Origin of the sequence: Glycocaulis sp. (genome assembly GCF_051859565.1) — a bacterium.
Lineage (GTDB): Bacteria > Pseudomonadota > Alphaproteobacteria > Caulobacterales > Maricaulaceae > Glycocaulis.
This window is the reverse complement of record NZ_JBHYFK010000002.1, coordinates 325,403-341,407: the sequence shown is the minus strand read 5'-3', so window position 1 is coordinate 341,407 and position 16,005 is coordinate 325,403. Positions and strand designations below refer to the sequence as shown.

The window sequence follows — 16,005 nt, the reverse complement described above, 5'->3', positions numbered from 1 at the left end:
GCCATCTGATAACGGCGACCTTATCCCTCCTATCCTCCTCGCAGGACGATCCCATGACCAATGCTGCTGCCCTGTTCCAGCCCTTCCAGCTGGGCTCGCTCTCCCTTGCCAACCGTATCGTGATGGCGCCGATGACGCGCTCCTTCTCGCCGGGCGGCGTGCCGGGCGACGACGTGGTGGCGTATTACCGCCGCCGCGCGGAAAATGCGGTGGGCCTGATTATCACCGAAGGCACGACCGTGGACCGTCCGGGCGCGAGCTTCGACCCTGCCATACCGAACTTCCACGCGCCGGAATCGCTGGCCGGCTGGAAAAAGGTTGTCGATGCGGTGCACGCCGCCGGCGGGAAGATCGCGCCCCAGCTCTGGCATGTCGGTCTTGCCCGCCGTCCCGGCACCGGGCCGCATCCCGACGCCCCCTCCGACAGCCCATCGGGCATATTGCCGAACGGCAAGACCATTGGCGAGCCCATGAGCGAGGAGGACATTGCCGACACGATCCACGCCTTTGCCAAGGCGGCAAAGGCTGCGGTGGAGACCGGCTTTGACGCGGTCGAGCTGCACGGCGCCCACGGCTATCTGATCGACCAGTTCTTCTGGGAGGGGCTCAACAAACGCAGCGACCGCTTTGGCGGCGATCTGAAAGGCCGTCTCACATTCGGCGAGGAGATCGTCCGGGCCGTGCGCGCCGAGATGCCGGCCGCCATGCCGCTCATCCTGCGCTATTCGCAGTGGAAGCAGCAGGACTACACCGCGCGCCTGGCCGAAACGCCGCAAGAGCTGGAAGCCTTCCTTAGCCCGCTGGCCGGCGCCGGTGTCGACATTTTCCACGCCTCCACGCGGCGCTTCTGGATCCCCGAGTTCGAGGGCTCCGACCTCAATCTTGCCGGCTGGACGAAAAAGCTCACCGGCAAGCCGGTCATCACTGTCGGCTCAGTCGGCCTCAATTCGGATTTCCTCGGCGCCTTCATGGGCGAGGGTTCGCCCGCAGCCTCGCTCGACGGCCTGATGAAGCGCTTTGAAAACGGCGAGTTCGATCTCGTCGCCATCGGCCGGGCGCTGCTGTCCGATCCGCAATGGGCCGCCAAGGTGCGCGATGGCCGGTTTGACGAGCTGGCTGATTTTTCGGCTGAAGCGCTCAAGGAGCTGGTGTAGGCATTGGCCGCAACAATTACAGGGGAGAGACGGCCATGAGCCTTCTGGAACAATATGCCGGACGCATCGGTGAAACTGTCACGTCAGACTGGTTTGAAGTGGATCAGGCGCGGGTCAATGCCTTTGCTGATGTGACGCTGGATCATCAGTTCATCCATGTGGACCCGGAACGCGCCGCGAAAGAAACGCCGTTTGGCGGGCCTATCGCCCACGGCTTCCTGACGCTCTCGCTTCTCTCCCATTTTGCCGAAGCCACCCTGCCGCCTCTGCCGGGCAAGGTGATTGGCATCAATTACGGCTTTGACAAGGTACGCTTCCTGTCGCCGGTGCGGGTGGGTTCGCGCATCCGGGGCAAGTTCACGCTGGCAAGGGCAGACGAGCGCAAGCCCGGCCAGATCCAGCTGGTGCAGAGCTGTTCGGTCGAGATTGAAGGCTCCGATACGCCTGCTCTGGCCGCAGACTGGCTGAGCCTGATCGTTTACGGCTAGGATCGCGGGCTAGCGCAGGAAGGGCAGCAGCGACACCTGGCTCATGTCCGAGAAGACCAGAGCTGATACCTGAACGGCGGCCTGCGCCTGTGCCAGGCGCGTTGCCGCCACGGCCATGTCGGCCTCCTCGAGCCCGGCGATCATGCTTTTCAGATAGTCCGAGCGCTGCGCGTTACTCGCTTGCGCTGTTTCCAGGCGTGACTGCATCGAGCCGTTCTTGCCAAGGGCCGTGGAGATATTCTCGAACGCCGCGATCACATTGGCGATCTCGGTGGAGAGGAAATTCTGCTGCGCCTCGGTGACCGTTCCGTCGAACGGTCCGTCTGGCCCGGCATTGAAGTCGGCGATCCGCTCGAAAATGCCCATCAGGTCGGCAGCCAGATCACTCGCCAGAAAGCCGGTTTCCACCAGCGTGTTTTCCTCGATCCGGCCGGTCTGCGCCTTGCTGGAATTCTGGAACAGATCGGCAATGTTCGCCGCACCCTGTACGTCGGCGATCGTGTTGGCCGTGAACGGGACGGCGTCCGTGCGCGTGCCGCCAAAGATGAAAGAGCCGTTGAACTTTGTGTTCAGCGCGCTGGTGAACCGGCTGAAGGCCGCTTGCACATCATTCATCAGGAAGGTGCCGTCATTGGTCGTAAGTGCCAGCCGCAAATCCTGCACCGCGTCCGACATCTCGTTCAGCGCGAGGTCCTGCACATCCAGGCGGCTGGCAAGGCGCTTGCTGGCTTCGACAAAATTGTCTGACCGGGCCAGCGCGCCGCGCGCGAAGAGAATTGTCTCCGCCTGATTACCGTAACCTTTCAGGTCCGGCGCCTTCAGGCCGGTCGATATCTGCTGGCTGGATTCGTAAAGCTCGCGCTGCGCACGCATCAGGTCAATCAGGGCGGACTGGGACGCGGCCTGTGTCGAAATACGCATGACAGTCAAACCCTTTCCTAGCGGCCCATATTCAGAAGCACGTCCGTCATTTCCTTGGACGCCTGGATCATGCGTGCGGCGGCGTTGTACGCCTGCTGATAGAGGATCATGTTGGCCAGCTCCTCATCCATATTGACGCCTTCGACATCCATGCGCTTGCGGTCGGCGGCCTCCTTCACCGACAGGGCGGACTCGGCCGCCCTTTCCGCCCGCGCGGCCCGCGAGCCGACATCACCGGCCAGGCGCGCGCCGTATTCCTGCAGGCTGGCGGTACCGCCCGCGAACCCGCCTGCCCCGTCAAAGCGGCGGGAGGCGGAAAACGCATCATAAAGCGCCTGTCCGCCTCGCCCGTCACCTTCGGTCAGGACCAGATCACCCGGCACGGTGCCCGCACCGATATCAAGCCGGGAGAATGCGATGGCGGAAGAATTGCTGCGCAGATCGTTTCTGACCGAGAACGCTTCGGACCGTGACATGCGTGCCGCATCGCCAATGCCAAAAACCTGCGACAGGGCAAGCCCGGTATCGCCGCGCGATGTGGTATCGCCAATGAGATCGAAGTTGTAGCTCGCATAAGCCGTAGAGGGCGTGAAGTTCAATGCGCCATCACCATTGAGCGACCAGGTGCCAAACCCGCCCATGCCACTCGCCGGATTGTTAAGCGCATTGACGAAATCGCCAAGCGTTGCCTGATCGGCCGGAATGGTGATTTCGGTGGTCGAGCGGCCATCGGGCGTCGAGACGCGGAACGTCATATCCTGCCCGGCGCTGGTGCCCAGCGGCGTTCCCGCTCCCAAGCCGGTATCAAAGAAGGACGGTCTGGCGGATGTGATGATGTCATTAAGACCGAAGAAATGCGCAAAGCCGCGCCCGCCGCCGAGATCGGACGGGCTGGACTCGTCCTGCACCGCCGCCAGCCCGGTACCAGGCGCTGTCGCGTTGATGACCAGACGCCCGCCAGAAAAGCTGGCCGTACCGTCCCCGCCCAGCGCCGCATTGAGCTGGGTGACAAGATCATTCACCGTGGTCCCAGCATTGCCATTGACCGTGAAGCCACCGGCGGTGAATTCCAGATCGATCCGGTTCACCAGCTCGCCGCCATGGGTAACGACCGCCAGCGTGGCACTGCCGCTGCCGCCCAGAAGATCATTGGCGATCAGCCCCGTATTGCGCCCGTTCATCGCTGCAGGGGGGGGATAGGAGGAAGAATTATTGTGCGCGGCGTTGAGTGCATCGGAGGTACCCGCCGTGAACTCGGCAAGTTGTGCCGCGATGGCGGGCAGCTCGTTGTCACGCATGTCCATGAGGGCACGCAGTTCGCCAGACCGGATCGAACTTGTCAGGTCAACCGTTGCCCCTGAGGAGGATACGACCGCCGTGATACGTCCGTAGTCGGCGCCATACGCACCTGTTCCGGCCGGAATGTAACGCAGCTGCAGCCGCGAATTGTCCAGCAGGGCCGTACCGTTCTCCGTGCGCACGAACAGCCGCCCATCTGGCTGAACCTCCGAGCGGATATCCATAAGGCCGGACAGCTCATCAAGCAGCTCGGCCTGCCGGTTGGTCACACCGGTGGAATCCGAGCCCGACGCGTTGAGGGTCTGGGCCTGTGTGTTGAGCGATTGCAGCTCGATGAGTATCTCGTTGACGCGCTCTACCCCGCCACCAATGCGCCGGTCTGCTTCATCCCGAAGGGCGCGCACCTCGGCAGACAGGCGGCTGGCCTCGTCGAAAAAGGATTGCAGATCGGACGCCGCCGACAGCCGCGCCACGCGCTCGGCCGGATCAACCGCCGCCGCCCCAATGGATTCAAAGGCACGCACAAGCCGCCCGTACAGGCCGCCAGCATCCTGCGTGCTTCCAAACTGGGTCTGCAGCCGGTCCAGCAGGGCAGCACTGGTGCTCGCCTTGGCGGCATCGGACCCGGCGCGCAGGGAAGCTGCCTGCAGGAACACATCGGCCACGCGGGTGATACCCGCCACTTGAACGCCCATGCCCATGCCGGCAGCCGAACGGGCGATCAGGTCTACCTTGGTGCGTGCATAGCCGGGCGTGTTGACGTTGGCGATGTTGTTGGAGACCGAGCGCATCCCCAGCTGACTTGCCTGGATACCGGACATCGCATTGCCGAGAATTCCATTCAGCGCCATGTCCGGCCTCCTTCAACTCCGCTGGCCCTCACACCGGCCTGCACATAGGCAGAATCCGCCCCTGCGCGGCAATTCCTGCCGGGGGCACAGGCCTTCCTGGCCCAACGCTCTGCCGATATGTTGACTGCGCAAGTCATTGAAAGTGTGAACCTAAACCTTCTTCTGCCTCCGGTCCGCGAGCACGAGCGAACCATTTGCGGGATCCATGCGGCGCAAAAGCCGGGCCAGACGCGCGATCAGAACAGCGACAGGGCCGGGATTACCGGACAGGCCGGGATCGCCCCCGATTTACCCCCTCACCCGGCAAGACTCGGCCCTGCCACCGGGGAGTTTTTGCCGCCCGGCACGTCTCCGCCCACGCGCAATGACAATCAACACATTGTTTTTATTGGCCCTATTGAAATCCTTTCAGTGGCATGAAGCTTGAAAGCCAGTGTTCGACCGGCTCGTGCCCCCTGGGGCATGAAACGCCGCCCGCCGCAAAACGCGCGCAACATCCCGATACGATCCTGTCGAAGGACTGCCGCGCCCATGCTGCCTGGCTATGCCATTGCTGACACCTTGTTTGCTGCCCTGTCTGCGGGGCGTGGCGAGGCTGCGCGCCCTGTAGCCGGTGACACAGGCGAGGCCGGCGGGTTCGAGGCCCTGCTCCGCGATGAAGCTGGCGGCAACAACGCGCCCGCCAAATCATCTTCCGGCCAGACAGGCGGGCAGGCAAAGCTTGTGGATGTCAGCACCGAGGCCAGCGCCGAAATCACCGGGCAGCCAGCACCCGCGCTATCTGTAGCGCCGGAGCCTGACGCGCCGGAACTGCTGGTCAGCGTTGAAGGCAGCCATGTTGAAGGCACGCAAGACGGCACCGATCCCGCCATCACGGTCATGCAGCCCGGAACCAGCGCGGCACCCGGCAACGGTGAAAGCATCGCGGCTAACGAACCCGAACCGTCCGATATTCGCGCCAACAGCCTGATTGAAACGCAGTCCCCGTCTGCGGGCATGCAGAACGGCGCCGCTGAAGCGGACATACCTGACGCTGACACAGCTGAAGACAGCAGGCCTGACGAGGCCCGCGATACAACCGGCAGGGCTGACGCTGGCAAGAGCGCCGGAGCCGAACCTGCCCCCCCTGCCGCACCCTCTAAAGATGTTGCGTCCGGGGCAGGCAAACCTGCCGAGGTCCCGGCCAGTCAGACGACAGCCCAGCCCAGCCAGCCGAAAGCTGCTGCCGGTCAACAGGCTTCCGTGCAACCGCAAACACCGGCGCAGGCCCCGGCCCCGCAGCCCGCAACCGCCGGTGATCCGGCAGGCGGAACACGCGCGCCTGAAGTGGCCCAGACCGCCTCCACTAACGCCCAGCAGGCAAAGGCGGACCTCATCGCACAGCCGGGTAAAGCCGAGGGCGATGTGCCCAACGCGGCTGCCCTGCGCCGTGAGACGGAGCGCGGCATGACGCGCGGCAGCGAAGGGCTGGAGAATGCCCGCCTCACGGCGGACAAGGCTGAATCCGGCGCCAAAGACGCGCCCGCCATCCAGCGCGCAGCCATGACCGCCTCCGCTCCTGCACAGGCTGCCAACAGTGCGCCCCAGCCCGCCGCTCCGGCGGCATCAATGGCCGCCATGCTGACGGCCCTGCAATCTGGTATCGCTGCGCCCGAAACGCTTGAGGCCAGCGAAGCCACAGAGCTCCGTCTGGAGAGCAGCTCGCCGCTTCTGGCCCGCAATGAGAGCGCCAGCTTGGCGGGCACCCGCACAACATCCGCCCTGCCGCATCTGCGCATGGCATCGGGCCATGTGGCCGAGCTGGGCCAGATGATTGCCCGGCGCTTTGCCGACGGTTCGCGCAGCTTTGATATCCGCCTTGATCCGCCAGAGCTTGGCCGGGTGCAGGTGCGTCTTGAGATCGGGGCCGACCGCTCCGTCCAGGCCATGCTGACGGCAGACAAGCCCGAAGCGCTCGCCGAACTGCAGCGCAATGCGCGCGAGCTGGAAAAGGCGCTGGCTGATGCCGGGCTGGACCTCGGTGAAAACGGCATCGGTTTCGCGCTGAGCGAAGGCGGCGGCGACGAGCAGGCAGAGCGTGACCATGACGGGCGCGCCACCGGGCCTTCCACCACCAGCACTGCCACTATTTCAGAAGAGTCCATCTCCGCCCCGGTAAGCCGCTACGGCTTTCTGATGACCGGACGGACCGGCGTGGACATGAGGATTTGATCTGATGAGCGAGCTTAACCCCATTGCCCAGGCCCAGCAGGCAGCCGCCGGCGTCAACCAGACGACAACGGCCTCCTCGGCAAAGAGCCTGACGGACAATTTCGATACCTTCCTGACCCTGCTGACCTCCCAGCTGCAGAACCAGGATCCGTTAAGCCCGATGGATTCACAGGAATTCGTCTCCCAGCTGGTGCAGTTCTCCTCCGTTGAGCAGCAGATCCAGTCCACACAGGCCATTCAGGCACTCCTGAACGTCCAGGCCGCGCTCGCCCAGCTTTCCAGCGTTGATTACATCGGCAAGTATGCGCTGGTGCAGACCAGTGGCGCGCTGCTGAGCGAAGGCCGTGCGGAGTGGACCTACCAGCTACCCCAGGACGCCACCTCAACCCAGCTTGTCATTACCAATGAGCAGGGCGCTACCGTTGGCACTATGAGCGGCCAGACCGGCGCAGGCGAGCACCGTCTCGTCTGGGACGGCAAGGACACCGATGGCAACGCGCTGCCTGACGGCGTCTATAACCTCGAAGTTGTCGCCTTCGACGCGGACGGCCAGCGCATCGAGAATGTCAGTGTTCTTGTGGGCGGCCGCGTAACCGGCGTGGAGCTCAGCGAAGGCCAGGCCATCGTCGAGATAGGCGGCATGCAGGTGCCCGCCTCGCGCATTATCCGCCTGCGCGAACAGCCCGCCGATCCGGTTGAACAACCGCCCGTAACCGACCCCATCGATGAAGAGGAAGACGAGCCCGAAGCCGTCTCGTGATCCCGCCCGTCCACACCCGATAACGTTCCAGAAAACGAAAAATAAGCAGGAGCAAGACTATGAGCCTCAATTCAGCCCTGGCAGCCGGCGCATCCGGCCTGATCTCCAACTCCTCTGCCCTGGCGGGGATTTCGGACAACATCGCCAACGTGAACACGGTCGGCTACAAGCGCGTCAACACGAATTTCTTCCCGAACTACTCGCTGACCTCCGGCGCCGGTGATGTGCGCTATGCAGCCGGCGGCACCTCGACGCTGTCCAAGCTGGACGTGTCCACAAGCGGGCTTCTCAATCCGGCCAGTTCCTCCACCTCGCTGGCGATTGACGGAAATGGCTTCTTCGTGGTGCGGCCCAACTCCCAGAACGCCACCGGCTTCGACCCGGTCCTGTTCACCCGCTCGGGCAATTTTGAAACCGATTCCGCCGGCTTTCTGCGCAATGCGGCGGGCATGTATCTCTATGGCTGGCCGGTACAGGCCGACGGCACGGTCAACGCCAACCCGTCAAATCTCGACCAGCTTGAAGCCATCAACCTGTCCAATATCGGCGGCGCGGCGGAAGCGACCTCCTCGGTGCGTATCAACGCCAATCTGCAGGCCAGCCAGGCGATCTCGCCTGCGGCTGCTACCTACGACGCCGCCGACCCGGCCGAAAACATGGCGTCTGGCGCGGTGACCCCGGACTTCCAGCGCACCATCCAGATCTATGACAGCCAGGGCGGCGTGCGCTCCGTGACCCTGTCGCTTCTGAAATCGGCCAACGCCAATCAGTGGCACGCGGAACTTCACATTGACCCGGCCACCGACATCACCACCGGCGCTGGCCTCAATTCAGGCCAGATCGCAACCGGCCTTCTGGCCTTCAACACGGACGGCCAGATCGACGTCGCCAACACCACCCTGCCCTCTACACTGAACTTCCTTGGGTCGGACAATGCGGCCGCCCTGGGAGCCAATGATTTCCAATGGTCAGCCGGTACGGGTATCGGCGCCCAGTCGATCCAGCTGGATCTGGGCGCAGCCGGTACACCCGGCGGCATCACCCAGTATGACAGTCCGTCGACACTGAACTCGACGCGCGTCAATGGTGCGATCTTCGGCGCGTTTGCCAGCGTTGATGTAGATAATCAGGGCTTTGTGTCGGCCCGCTTCACCAATGGCGTGGTGCGCAAGATCTACCAGATCCCGGTGGCCACGGTGGCCAACCCGAACGGACTGGCAACAGCCGGTGGCTCGGCCTTCTACGTCACGCCTGAGTCTGGTGCGTTCACACTGAATATCCCCGGCGCGGGCGCGTCCGGCCAGATCGCCCCCAAGGCGCTGGAAAACTCCAATGTCGATATCGCGACCGAGTTCTCCAACCTCATCATCACCCAGCGCGCCTATTCGGCATCCTCACGCATCATCACCACGGCCGACGAGATGATGGCCGAAGCGATCCAGATGAAGCGGTAATCTTTCTCGCTCACGCCGAGTGTGCCTAACGGCACACCGGCTCCGCGGGGGCGCTTGTTTCATTAGTGCCCCGCGCATCCGCGCTTTTCGGGCGGCCTCTGGCCGCCCGCAAGGCCAAGGGCCGTCCGCGCTCGTGCGCGGAACATCGCAGCCCGGATGGGCTGCGCAGCTAAAGATCACGCCCGCCCGCGACTTTTCGCGGAACCGACCCCACGGATGTGGGGGAGGACAGGAAAAAGACCCCACGGGGGTGAATCATTTCTAAACCGCTGATTTATAGAAGATTTACCAAGGCGTTTAGGCCGTCGTTAAAACGTCTCACGTATAACGGTCCCATCAAGAGCGCCATTAAGAGCGCCTTCGTGGTGGAAGGACCGGGTTGGATGGAACGTCGTATCAAGAAAGAAAACTATGTGATCGGGCCCGATGGCAGCCCGCTCACGGTAGCGGATCTGCCGTCTGCCAACACCAAGCGCTGGGTGATCCGCCGCAAGGCTGAAGTCGTCGCAGCCGTACGCGGCGGACTGATCAGCCTGGATGAAGCGTGCGAGCGTTATCGCCTGACCGTGGAGGAATTCCTCGGCTGGCAGCGCGCTATCGAGCGTCATGGCCTGGCCGGCCTGCGCACGACCCGCATCCAGGACTACAGGCACTAGTTTTAGTGATACTCCGGGGCATCCGCCCCGTCGCTCCTCGCATTAGCTCGGGCGGGCGGTCGCCCTTGCGGCCCCTGACGGGGCCGGACTGGCTCCCCGACGCGCAGCGTCGCAAGCGCAAACGCGCGCCCGGCCTCGTGGCCGGAACCGACCCTACGGATGTGGGGGAGGACAGAAAAAATCTGGGTCTCCCGTCGGTGCGGGAGACCCCGGCTGTTTCACCGATGCTGCTATATATCCAGCTTCAGCGATGCCCTTTCCACCGGGTTCCCCCGCCCTGACGGGGGACCCATATTGCTTTTCGCCCTTCAATTCACCCTTGAAAACGGCCCACCAACAATAACGGCGCTTTTCCACAACCCTGCGCTGGGATTTGGTAACTCTCGTTAAACACTCGTTTACGCGGGCAGTGGGAAAAACTTGCCTACCAGTCCGGCAAATCGCCGCGCTGGCCAGAGGGGCAGGGCTTTTTCACCCGTGAACGCGCTATTTGAACAACTCGCAAAGTTTGGCGTTGGCCGCCTGACGGCCATACTCGGCCTGACCATCGGGGTGGCCGCAGCGCTGGTCATCTTCACGATGAGCATGAATGGCTCACGCGAGGCGCTGCTCTATTCCGGCCTGCAGCCGCAGGACACGGCCGCCGTCAGCGAACGTCTCGGTCAGGCCAACATCCCCTATTCCCTGCGTGAAGGCGGCACAGCCGTATTCGTCGACCGCCAGCGCGTGGACGAGGCGCGCCTGCGCGTGGCGCAGGGCGGCGCGCTGGGCTTTGGCTCGGTCGGCTACGAGATTTTTGACGAAACCGATGCGCTGGGCACCACCAGCTTTGTCCAGAACATCAACGCCAAGCGCGCACTGGAAGGCGAGCTGGCCCGCACCATCAACACGATCGGTGTGGTCAGCGGCGCGCGCGTGCATCTGGTGCTGCCCGAACGCCGGCTGTTTTCCCAGCAGGTGCAGGAACCGTCAGCCTCGGTCATCCTCAATCTGCGCGGCCAGATCACGCCTGAGCAGATCGCCACCGTGCGCGACCTTGTGGCGACGGCTGTTCCGGGCTTGAGCGCCAACCGCATCACCATTGCCGATGACCGGGGCCGGCTGCTGGCCAGCCCCTCTGATGACGGCTCACTGACCAGTGCCGCTCTGGAAGGGCGCCGCTCCAGCCTGGAGTCCCAGCTGCGCGACCGTGTGCGCGATGTGGTGGAGGGCATTGTCGGCCCCGGTGCGGCCCGTGTTGTGGTCACCGCCGATCTCAGCCGCGAAAGCATCACCGAAAGCAGCCAGACCTATGACCCTGAAGGCCAGGTGCGTTCGGGACGGGAGTCCACTGAAGAATTCACGCGCGAACCGGCCGGGCGCAATACTGGCGCGGTATCTGTGGCCGAAAACCTCCCCGAAGCCGGGCAGGGCGCGGACGCTGGCGGCGCAGGCATGGCCGAAACCGGCCGCAATTCGCGGGTGGAGAACTTCCTGAATTCCTCCACCACCCGCACCCGCATCATCGAGGCCGGTGCCATCGAGCGCCTGTCTGTGTCGGTTGTCGTCGACGAGGTGATGACGCGCGGTGAGGATGGCTCGCCCGTCTTCACGCCGCGCAGCGAGGAAGAGATCGCCCGCATCCGCCAGCTCGCCGGCGTCGCGGCCGGGCTTAATGCCGATCGCGGCGACGTTATCGAAGTGGCCCAGCTGCGCTTCTCGCGTCCTGATCTGGATATCGGCACGCCAGCCAGCTCCGGCTTTTCGCTCAGCCGCGGCGACATCATGCGCATTGCCGAGATCGCGGTTCTGTTCATCACCGCTCTGCTGATCGTGTTCATGGTTGCCCGTCCGCTCATCAAGGGCGCGATAAGCGGTCCGGCCCCTGCACTGGCCGGCGCAGGCGCCGGCGCGCAGGCCCTGCCCTCGCAACCGCGCCAGGCCGCCATAAGCCATTCCGGCGACGGCCCGTTCGCTTTGCCTGACTCCGGTGATCCGGAAGAAACAATCGATATCGCCCATATCGATGGCCAGGTGAAAAAGTCGTCTGTGAAGAAGGTCTCCACGCTCGTCGAGAAGCATCCTGACGAGTCCATGGCGATCCTGCGCACCTGGATGCACGAGAGCTAGTCGATGGTTGTACCAGCCGTAAAACGCAAACTTATCGACGACCCCTCAGCGCTTGACGGGCCGGAGAAGGCTGCCGTCATCCTGATGGCGTTGGGCGAAGAGCAGGCCGCGCTCTGGGAGATGATGGATGAGGAGGAAATCCGCATCGTCTCGCAGGCCATGGCCTCGCTAGGCAACGTGTCCTCACAGGCGGTCGAAAAGCTGATCGTGGAATTTGTCGGCTCCATGTCGACCACCGGCTCGATCTCCGGCTCGGTGGAGCGCACCCAGCGCCTTCTGGCCAGCTTCCTGCCGGAAGAACGCGTCGAAGCCATCATGGAAGAGCTGCGCGGCCCGGCCGGGCGCACCATGTGGGACAAGCTGGGCAATGTGAACGAGATGGTTCTGGCCAACTATCTCAAGAACGAATACCCGCAGACCGTGGCCGTGGTCCTGTCCAAGGTGCGTTCCGAGCATGCTGCCCGCGTGCTCTCCGCCCTGCCGGAGGATTTCGCCCTCGAGGTCGTGCAGCGCATGTTGCGCATGGAGCCGGTCCAGCGCGAAATCCTCGACAAGATCGAGATGACCTTGCGCAACGAATTCATGAGCAATCTGGCGCGCACATCCAAGCAGGACAGCCACGAAATGATGGCTGACATCTTCAACAATTTCGACCGCCAGACCGAGAACCGCTTCCTGGCGGCACTGGAAGAACGCAACCGGGACAGCGCGGAGAAGATCCGCTCGCTCATGTTTGTCTTCGAGGATCTGGGCAAGCTGGACCCGCAAGGCATCCAGACATTGCTGCGCGCGGTCAACAAGGATCAGTTGGGCCTGGCGCTGAAAGGCGCCTCGGACACGCTGCGCGACCTGTTCTTCTCCAACATGTCAGAGCGCGCCGCGAAAATCCTGCGCGAGGACATGCAGACCATGGGCCCCGTGCGCCTGAAAGACGTCGATCAGGCCCAGCAGGCCATGGTCAACACCGCCAAGGACCTCGCCGCCAAGGGCGAAATACTCATTGCCGATGGCGGCGGTGATGACGAGCTGATCTACTAGGATGACCGTTTTGACCACGCGCCACACTCCTTTCGGCTTTGACCGGGTCTTCGCATCCGACGGCACGGTGCTGCGCGATGGTGAACGTGTCAAACGCATGCTCACCCTGTCCGAAGCACAGGAAAAGGCCGAGGCAGCCGCAGCCGAAGCGCTGAAAGCGGACAATGCCGAGGCGGCCCGCGCGGCAGCAGAGGCGCTGAAAGTCCTGACCGGGCGGATACAGGCCATCCTTGCGCGCATGGAAGCCGAATCCGAGGCCATGCGGGCAGACGCGGCCCGCCTGGCCGTCGCCGCCGCCCGCCAGATCGCCGGCGCCGCGCTCGCCGCCCATGGCGAGGAAACAGTTCTGGAGTGTGCCCGCTCGATCATGGATGATCTGCGCGCCGAACCGCGCATTGCCGTCCGCGTCACACCGGCACTAGCCGACACCATTGCCGAACGTCTGCAGACCCAAGCTGACCATTTCGGGCTGGAAGGCGCCGTCATCGTGCGCGCCGACGAGGAAATTGCCATCGGCGACTGCGTGCTGGAATGGCGCTCGGGCGCCATTGAACGCACCGCATCGGACATCGAAGCGCGCATAGCCGAGCTGGTCGAGCGCTGGCTGGCCGCGCCGCGCGATGACGTAAGCGAAACACAAAACTCAGACGAAGCCGAGCCGCTCAAGGAGCTCAACCATGGCTGATTCAACCGATCTGGACCTGCCCGACCTCAATACCGGGCAAGGCGGCGCAGGAGCGGAGGATTCCGGCCCCGCCGCCCTACCCTCCCAGTCGCTGGTCGATGAGTCTATCCGCACCGCAGTGGACCTCGCGCCCGTCTACGACGTGCCGGTCAATATCTCGGCGGTGCTCGGCAAGACGCATATCGACGTGAGTTCGCTGCTGAAGCTCACCTCCGGTTCGGTGCTGGAGCTCGACCGCAAGGTCGGTGAGGCCATCGACATCTACGTCAATAACCGCCTCGTGGCGCGCGGCGAGGTCGTCGTCGTCGACGACCGGCTGGGCGTGACCATGACCGAGATCATCAAGGACGGGGATTCCGCATGACCCACCCCGCCCCGACACAGTCTGCAAGGAGAAACTGAGCCATGCGTGTACTCATAGTCGGCTCGCTCGCAGGGCAATCAGGAACCGCCACCAAGATGGCGATGGACCGGGGTGCCAAGGTCTCCCAGGTCGACACACCCGCCCAGGCGACGGCCTATCTGCGCGCCGGGCGCGGGGCCGATCTGGTGATGGTCGATGTCAGCCTGGACATAGGCGCTTTCATTGCCGCCAACGAGCTGGAGCGCATCACCGTGCCGGTCGTCGCCTGCGGCGTGAATGTGCGCCCAGATGCCGCCGCAGCGGCCATCCGCGCCGGGGCGAAGGAATTCATTCCACTCCCCGCCGATGCCGAACTGATGGCGGCCGTTCTCGAAGCGGTCAGCGATGATGAGCGGCCCATGGTGGCGCGCGACAAATCCATGCTGGCCGTCGTCGAACTGGCCAACCGGATTGCCGCCTCGGATGCCTCGGTGCTCATCACCGGCGAAAGCGGCGTCGGCAAGGAGGTGATGGCACGCTTCCTTCACCGCAAGTCAAAGCGCGCAGCCAAGCCCTTCGTCTCGGTCAATTGCGCCGCGATCCCTGAAAACCTGCTGGAGTCCGAGCTTTTCGGTCACGAGAAGGGCGCGTTCACAGGCGCCGTGGCGCGCCGGGTCGGCAAGTTTGAAGAGGCCGATGGCGGCACCCTGCTACTGGATGAAATCTCCGAAATGGATGCCCGCCTGCAGGCGAAGCTCCTGCGCGCCCTGCAGGAGCGCGAGATTGACCGGGTGGGTGGCTCCGGCCCGGTAAAGGTCAATATCCGCGTTATCGCCACCTCCAACCGCGACCTGCAAAAGGCCGTGCGCGAGGGCGTGTTCCGCGAAGACCTGCTGTTCCGGCTGAATGTGGTCAACCTTGCCATTCCACCCTTGCGTGAACGCCCGGAGGACGCGCTGGCGCTGGCCGAGCACTTCCTGAAGAAATACGCCGCCGCCAATGGCCTGCCGCACCGCGCGCTCAACGAAGCAGCCAAGCTGCAGATCACCACGCGCAGCTGGACGGGCAATGTGCGCGAGTTGGAAAACGCCATGCACCGCGCCGTGCTGCTCGCTTCCGGCACCGAGATCGGACCCGATGCCATCCGGGCGCCGGACGGCTCTGCCTTCCATTCCAGCGGCGGGGTGGCCCGGCAGGCGGCAGAGGCCGCCGATGCGGCCCACCACATGGTCGGGCGCACCGTGGCGGAAGTTGAACAGGACCTGATCCTGGACACGCTGGACCATTGCTTTGGCAACCGCACCCATGCCGCGAACATTCTCGGCATCTCGATCCGCACCCTGCGCAACAAGCTCAAACTCTACACCGATCAGGGCATCACGGTGCCTGCGCCCGGTGAGAGCCGCGCCGGAGCGGCGTAAGACGAAGGTTGATGTCCTCCCCCGCCTGCGGGGGAGGTGTCAGCGAAGCTGACGGAGGGGGGAGCTTGTTTCGTGCAATCCCCTCTCGGCCCTCCGGGCCACTCCCCCCGTGAACGGGGGGGGGAGACAAGAATGGAAGAAGGACAGAAAGTCCCTTGGCTGACACACCCGCACCCGGTTCCTCACTCGGCCTTGACTGGCAGAAAATCGGCCAGCGTTTTGCGCGTGGTGATGTCGCCATGGCGGTGGGCGTGCTGGCGATCCTCGTCATGCTCATCCTGCCCATGCCGCGTGCGCTGCTGGACATTTCGCTGGCGATCTCGATCTGCTTTTCGGTGCTGATCCTGATGACGGCGCTGTTCATCCGCACGCCGCTGGAATTTACCGCCTTCCCGGCCATTCTGCTGATCGCGACCATGCTCCGGCTGGGCCTGAATGTCGCCTCCACCCGCCTTATCCTCTCGGAGGGCCATCAGGGCACAGCGGCGGCGGGCGACATCATCCAGGCGTTTGGCGCCTTCGTGATGCAGGGCAATTTCGTCATCGGCATCATCGTGTTCGTGATCCTGGTGATCGTGAACTTCGTCGTCATCACCAAGGGTTCGGGCCGTATCG

14 protein-coding genes are annotated in these 16,005 nt (G+C 63.9%); 12 read left to right on the top strand and 2 right to left on the bottom strand.

Annotation, left to right across the window (positions count from 1 at the left end):
- The first annotated feature begins 53 nt into the window (after nt 1-53).
- On the top strand, nt 54-1,154 hold the full coding sequence (locus ACTIGC_RS04075) for an NADH:flavin oxidoreductase (protein WP_439633190.1): 1,101 nt from the start codon (nt 54-56) through the stop codon (nt 1,152-1,154).
- A 35-nt stretch (nt 1,155-1,189) separates the two neighbouring features.
- A complete protein-coding gene (locus tag ACTIGC_RS04070) occupies nt 1,190-1,642 on the top strand; it encodes a MaoC family dehydratase (RefSeq protein ID WP_439633189.1) in 453 nt (150 codons plus the stop codon).
- Nucleotides 1,643-1,651: 9 nt separating this feature from the next.
- On the opposite strand, the gene ACTIGC_RS04065 is transcribed toward ACTIGC_RS04070, so the two are convergent.
- Together ACTIGC_RS04065 and flgK are read right to left on the bottom strand one after the other, a co-directional pair.
- Nucleotides 1,652-2,563: a flagellin gene (locus ACTIGC_RS04065; RefSeq protein ID WP_439633188.1), complete on the bottom strand. Its 912-nt coding sequence runs from the start codon at nt 2,561-2,563 to the stop codon at nt 1,652-1,654.
- 17 nt (nt 2,564-2,580) lie between these two features.
- Nucleotides 2,581-4,713, bottom strand: a complete 2,133-nt coding sequence (gene flgK / locus ACTIGC_RS04060; RefSeq protein WP_439633187.1) for a flagellar hook-associated protein FlgK — start codon at nt 4,711-4,713, stop codon at nt 2,581-2,583.
- A 531-nt stretch (nt 4,714-5,244) separates the two neighbouring features.
- Between flgK and ACTIGC_RS04055 the strand changes: the two genes are divergently transcribed.
- From ACTIGC_RS04055 to ACTIGC_RS04010, 10 genes are all read left to right on the top strand, one after another.
- Entirely contained in the window at nt 5,245-6,924 is a 1,680-nt protein-coding gene (locus tag ACTIGC_RS04055; RefSeq protein WP_439633186.1) for a flagellar hook-length control protein FliK, read from the top strand.
- A gap of 4 nt (nt 6,925-6,928) precedes the next feature.
- Nucleotides 6,929-7,684, top strand: a complete 756-nt coding sequence (locus tag ACTIGC_RS04050) for a flagellar hook assembly protein FlgD (RefSeq protein ID WP_439633185.1) — start codon at nt 6,929-6,931, stop codon at nt 7,682-7,684.
- Nucleotides 7,685-7,743: 59 nt separating this feature from the next.
- On the top strand, nt 7,744-9,138 hold the full coding sequence (locus ACTIGC_RS04045) for a flagellar hook-basal body complex protein (RefSeq protein ID WP_439633184.1): 1,395 nt from the start codon (nt 7,744-7,746) through the stop codon (nt 9,136-9,138).
- A gap of 383 nt (nt 9,139-9,521) precedes the next feature.
- The gene (sciP, locus tag ACTIGC_RS04040; protein ID WP_127568256.1) at nt 9,522-9,794 is read left to right on the top strand and encodes a CtrA inhibitor SciP; all 273 of its coding nucleotides are present in this window, start codon (nt 9,522-9,524) and stop codon (nt 9,792-9,794) included.
- Between the two features lie 477 nt (nt 9,795-10,271).
- Nucleotides 10,272-11,903, top strand: coding sequence for a flagellar basal-body MS-ring/collar protein FliF (fliF, locus tag ACTIGC_RS04035; RefSeq protein ID WP_439633183.1), 1,632 nt, complete (start codon nt 10,272-10,274; stop codon nt 11,901-11,903).
- A gap of 3 nt (nt 11,904-11,906) precedes the next feature.
- Nucleotides 11,907-12,941, top strand: a complete 1,035-nt coding sequence (gene fliG, locus ACTIGC_RS04030; protein ID WP_439633182.1) for a flagellar motor switch protein FliG — start codon at nt 11,907-11,909, stop codon at nt 12,939-12,941.
- 1 nt (nt 12,942) lies between these two features.
- Entirely contained in the window at nt 12,943-13,626 is a 684-nt protein-coding gene (locus tag ACTIGC_RS04025) for a FliH/SctL family protein (RefSeq protein WP_439633181.1), read from the top strand.
- A complete protein-coding gene (gene fliN / locus ACTIGC_RS04020) occupies nt 13,619-13,990 on the top strand; it encodes a flagellar motor switch protein FliN (RefSeq protein WP_439633180.1) in 372 nt (123 codons plus the stop codon). The genes ACTIGC_RS04025 and fliN overlap by 8 nt, the downstream gene beginning before the upstream one ends.
- Before the next feature lie 41 nt (nt 13,991-14,031).
- A complete protein-coding gene (flbD, locus tag ACTIGC_RS04015; RefSeq protein WP_439633179.1) occupies nt 14,032-15,390 on the top strand; it encodes a sigma-54-dependent transcriptional regulator FlbD in 1,359 nt (452 codons plus the stop codon).
- A gap of 155 nt (nt 15,391-15,545) precedes the next feature.
- Nucleotides 15,546-16,005: FHIPEP family type III secretion protein (locus ACTIGC_RS04010; protein ID WP_439633178.1), on the top strand; the 460-nt coding region annotated here is incomplete at its 3' end.

What these genes read in the sequence shown, in the direction of transcription:
- ACTIGC_RS04025 (WP_439633181.1), top strand. Translation starts at nt 12,943, where the DNA reads ATGACCGTTTTGACCACGCGCCACACTCCTTTCGGCTTTGACCGGGTC.
- flbD (WP_439633179.1), top strand. Translation starts at nt 14,032, where the DNA reads ATGCGTGTACTCATAGTCGGCTCGCTCGCAGGGCAATCAGGAACCGCC.
- ACTIGC_RS04070 (WP_439633189.1), top strand. Translation starts at nt 1,190, where the DNA reads ATGAGCCTTCTGGAACAATATGCCGGACGCATCGGTGAAACTGTCACG.
- sciP (WP_127568256.1), top strand. Translation starts at nt 9,522, where the DNA reads ATGGAACGTCGTATCAAGAAAGAAAACTATGTGATCGGGCCCGATGGC.
- ACTIGC_RS04050 (WP_439633185.1), top strand. Translation starts at nt 6,929, where the DNA reads ATGAGCGAGCTTAACCCCATTGCCCAGGCCCAGCAGGCAGCCGCCGGC.
- fliG (WP_439633182.1), top strand. Translation starts at nt 11,907, where the DNA reads ATGGTTGTACCAGCCGTAAAACGCAAACTTATCGACGACCCCTCAGCG.
- ACTIGC_RS04045 (WP_439633184.1), top strand. Translation starts at nt 7,744, where the DNA reads ATGAGCCTCAATTCAGCCCTGGCAGCCGGCGCATCCGGCCTGATCTCC.
- fliN (WP_439633180.1), top strand. Translation starts at nt 13,619, where the DNA reads ATGGCTGATTCAACCGATCTGGACCTGCCCGACCTCAATACCGGGCAA.
- flgK (WP_439633187.1), bottom strand. Translation starts at nt 4,713, where the DNA reads ATGGCGCTGAATGGAATTCTCGGCAATGCGATGTCCGGTATCCAGGCA.
- ACTIGC_RS04055 (WP_439633186.1), top strand. Translation starts at nt 5,245, where the DNA reads ATGCTGCCTGGCTATGCCATTGCTGACACCTTGTTTGCTGCCCTGTCT.
- ACTIGC_RS04075 (WP_439633190.1), top strand. Translation starts at nt 54, where the DNA reads ATGACCAATGCTGCTGCCCTGTTCCAGCCCTTCCAGCTGGGCTCGCTC.
- ACTIGC_RS04065 (WP_439633188.1), bottom strand. Translation starts at nt 2,563, where the DNA reads ATGCGTATTTCGACACAGGCCGCGTCCCAGTCCGCCCTGATTGACCTG.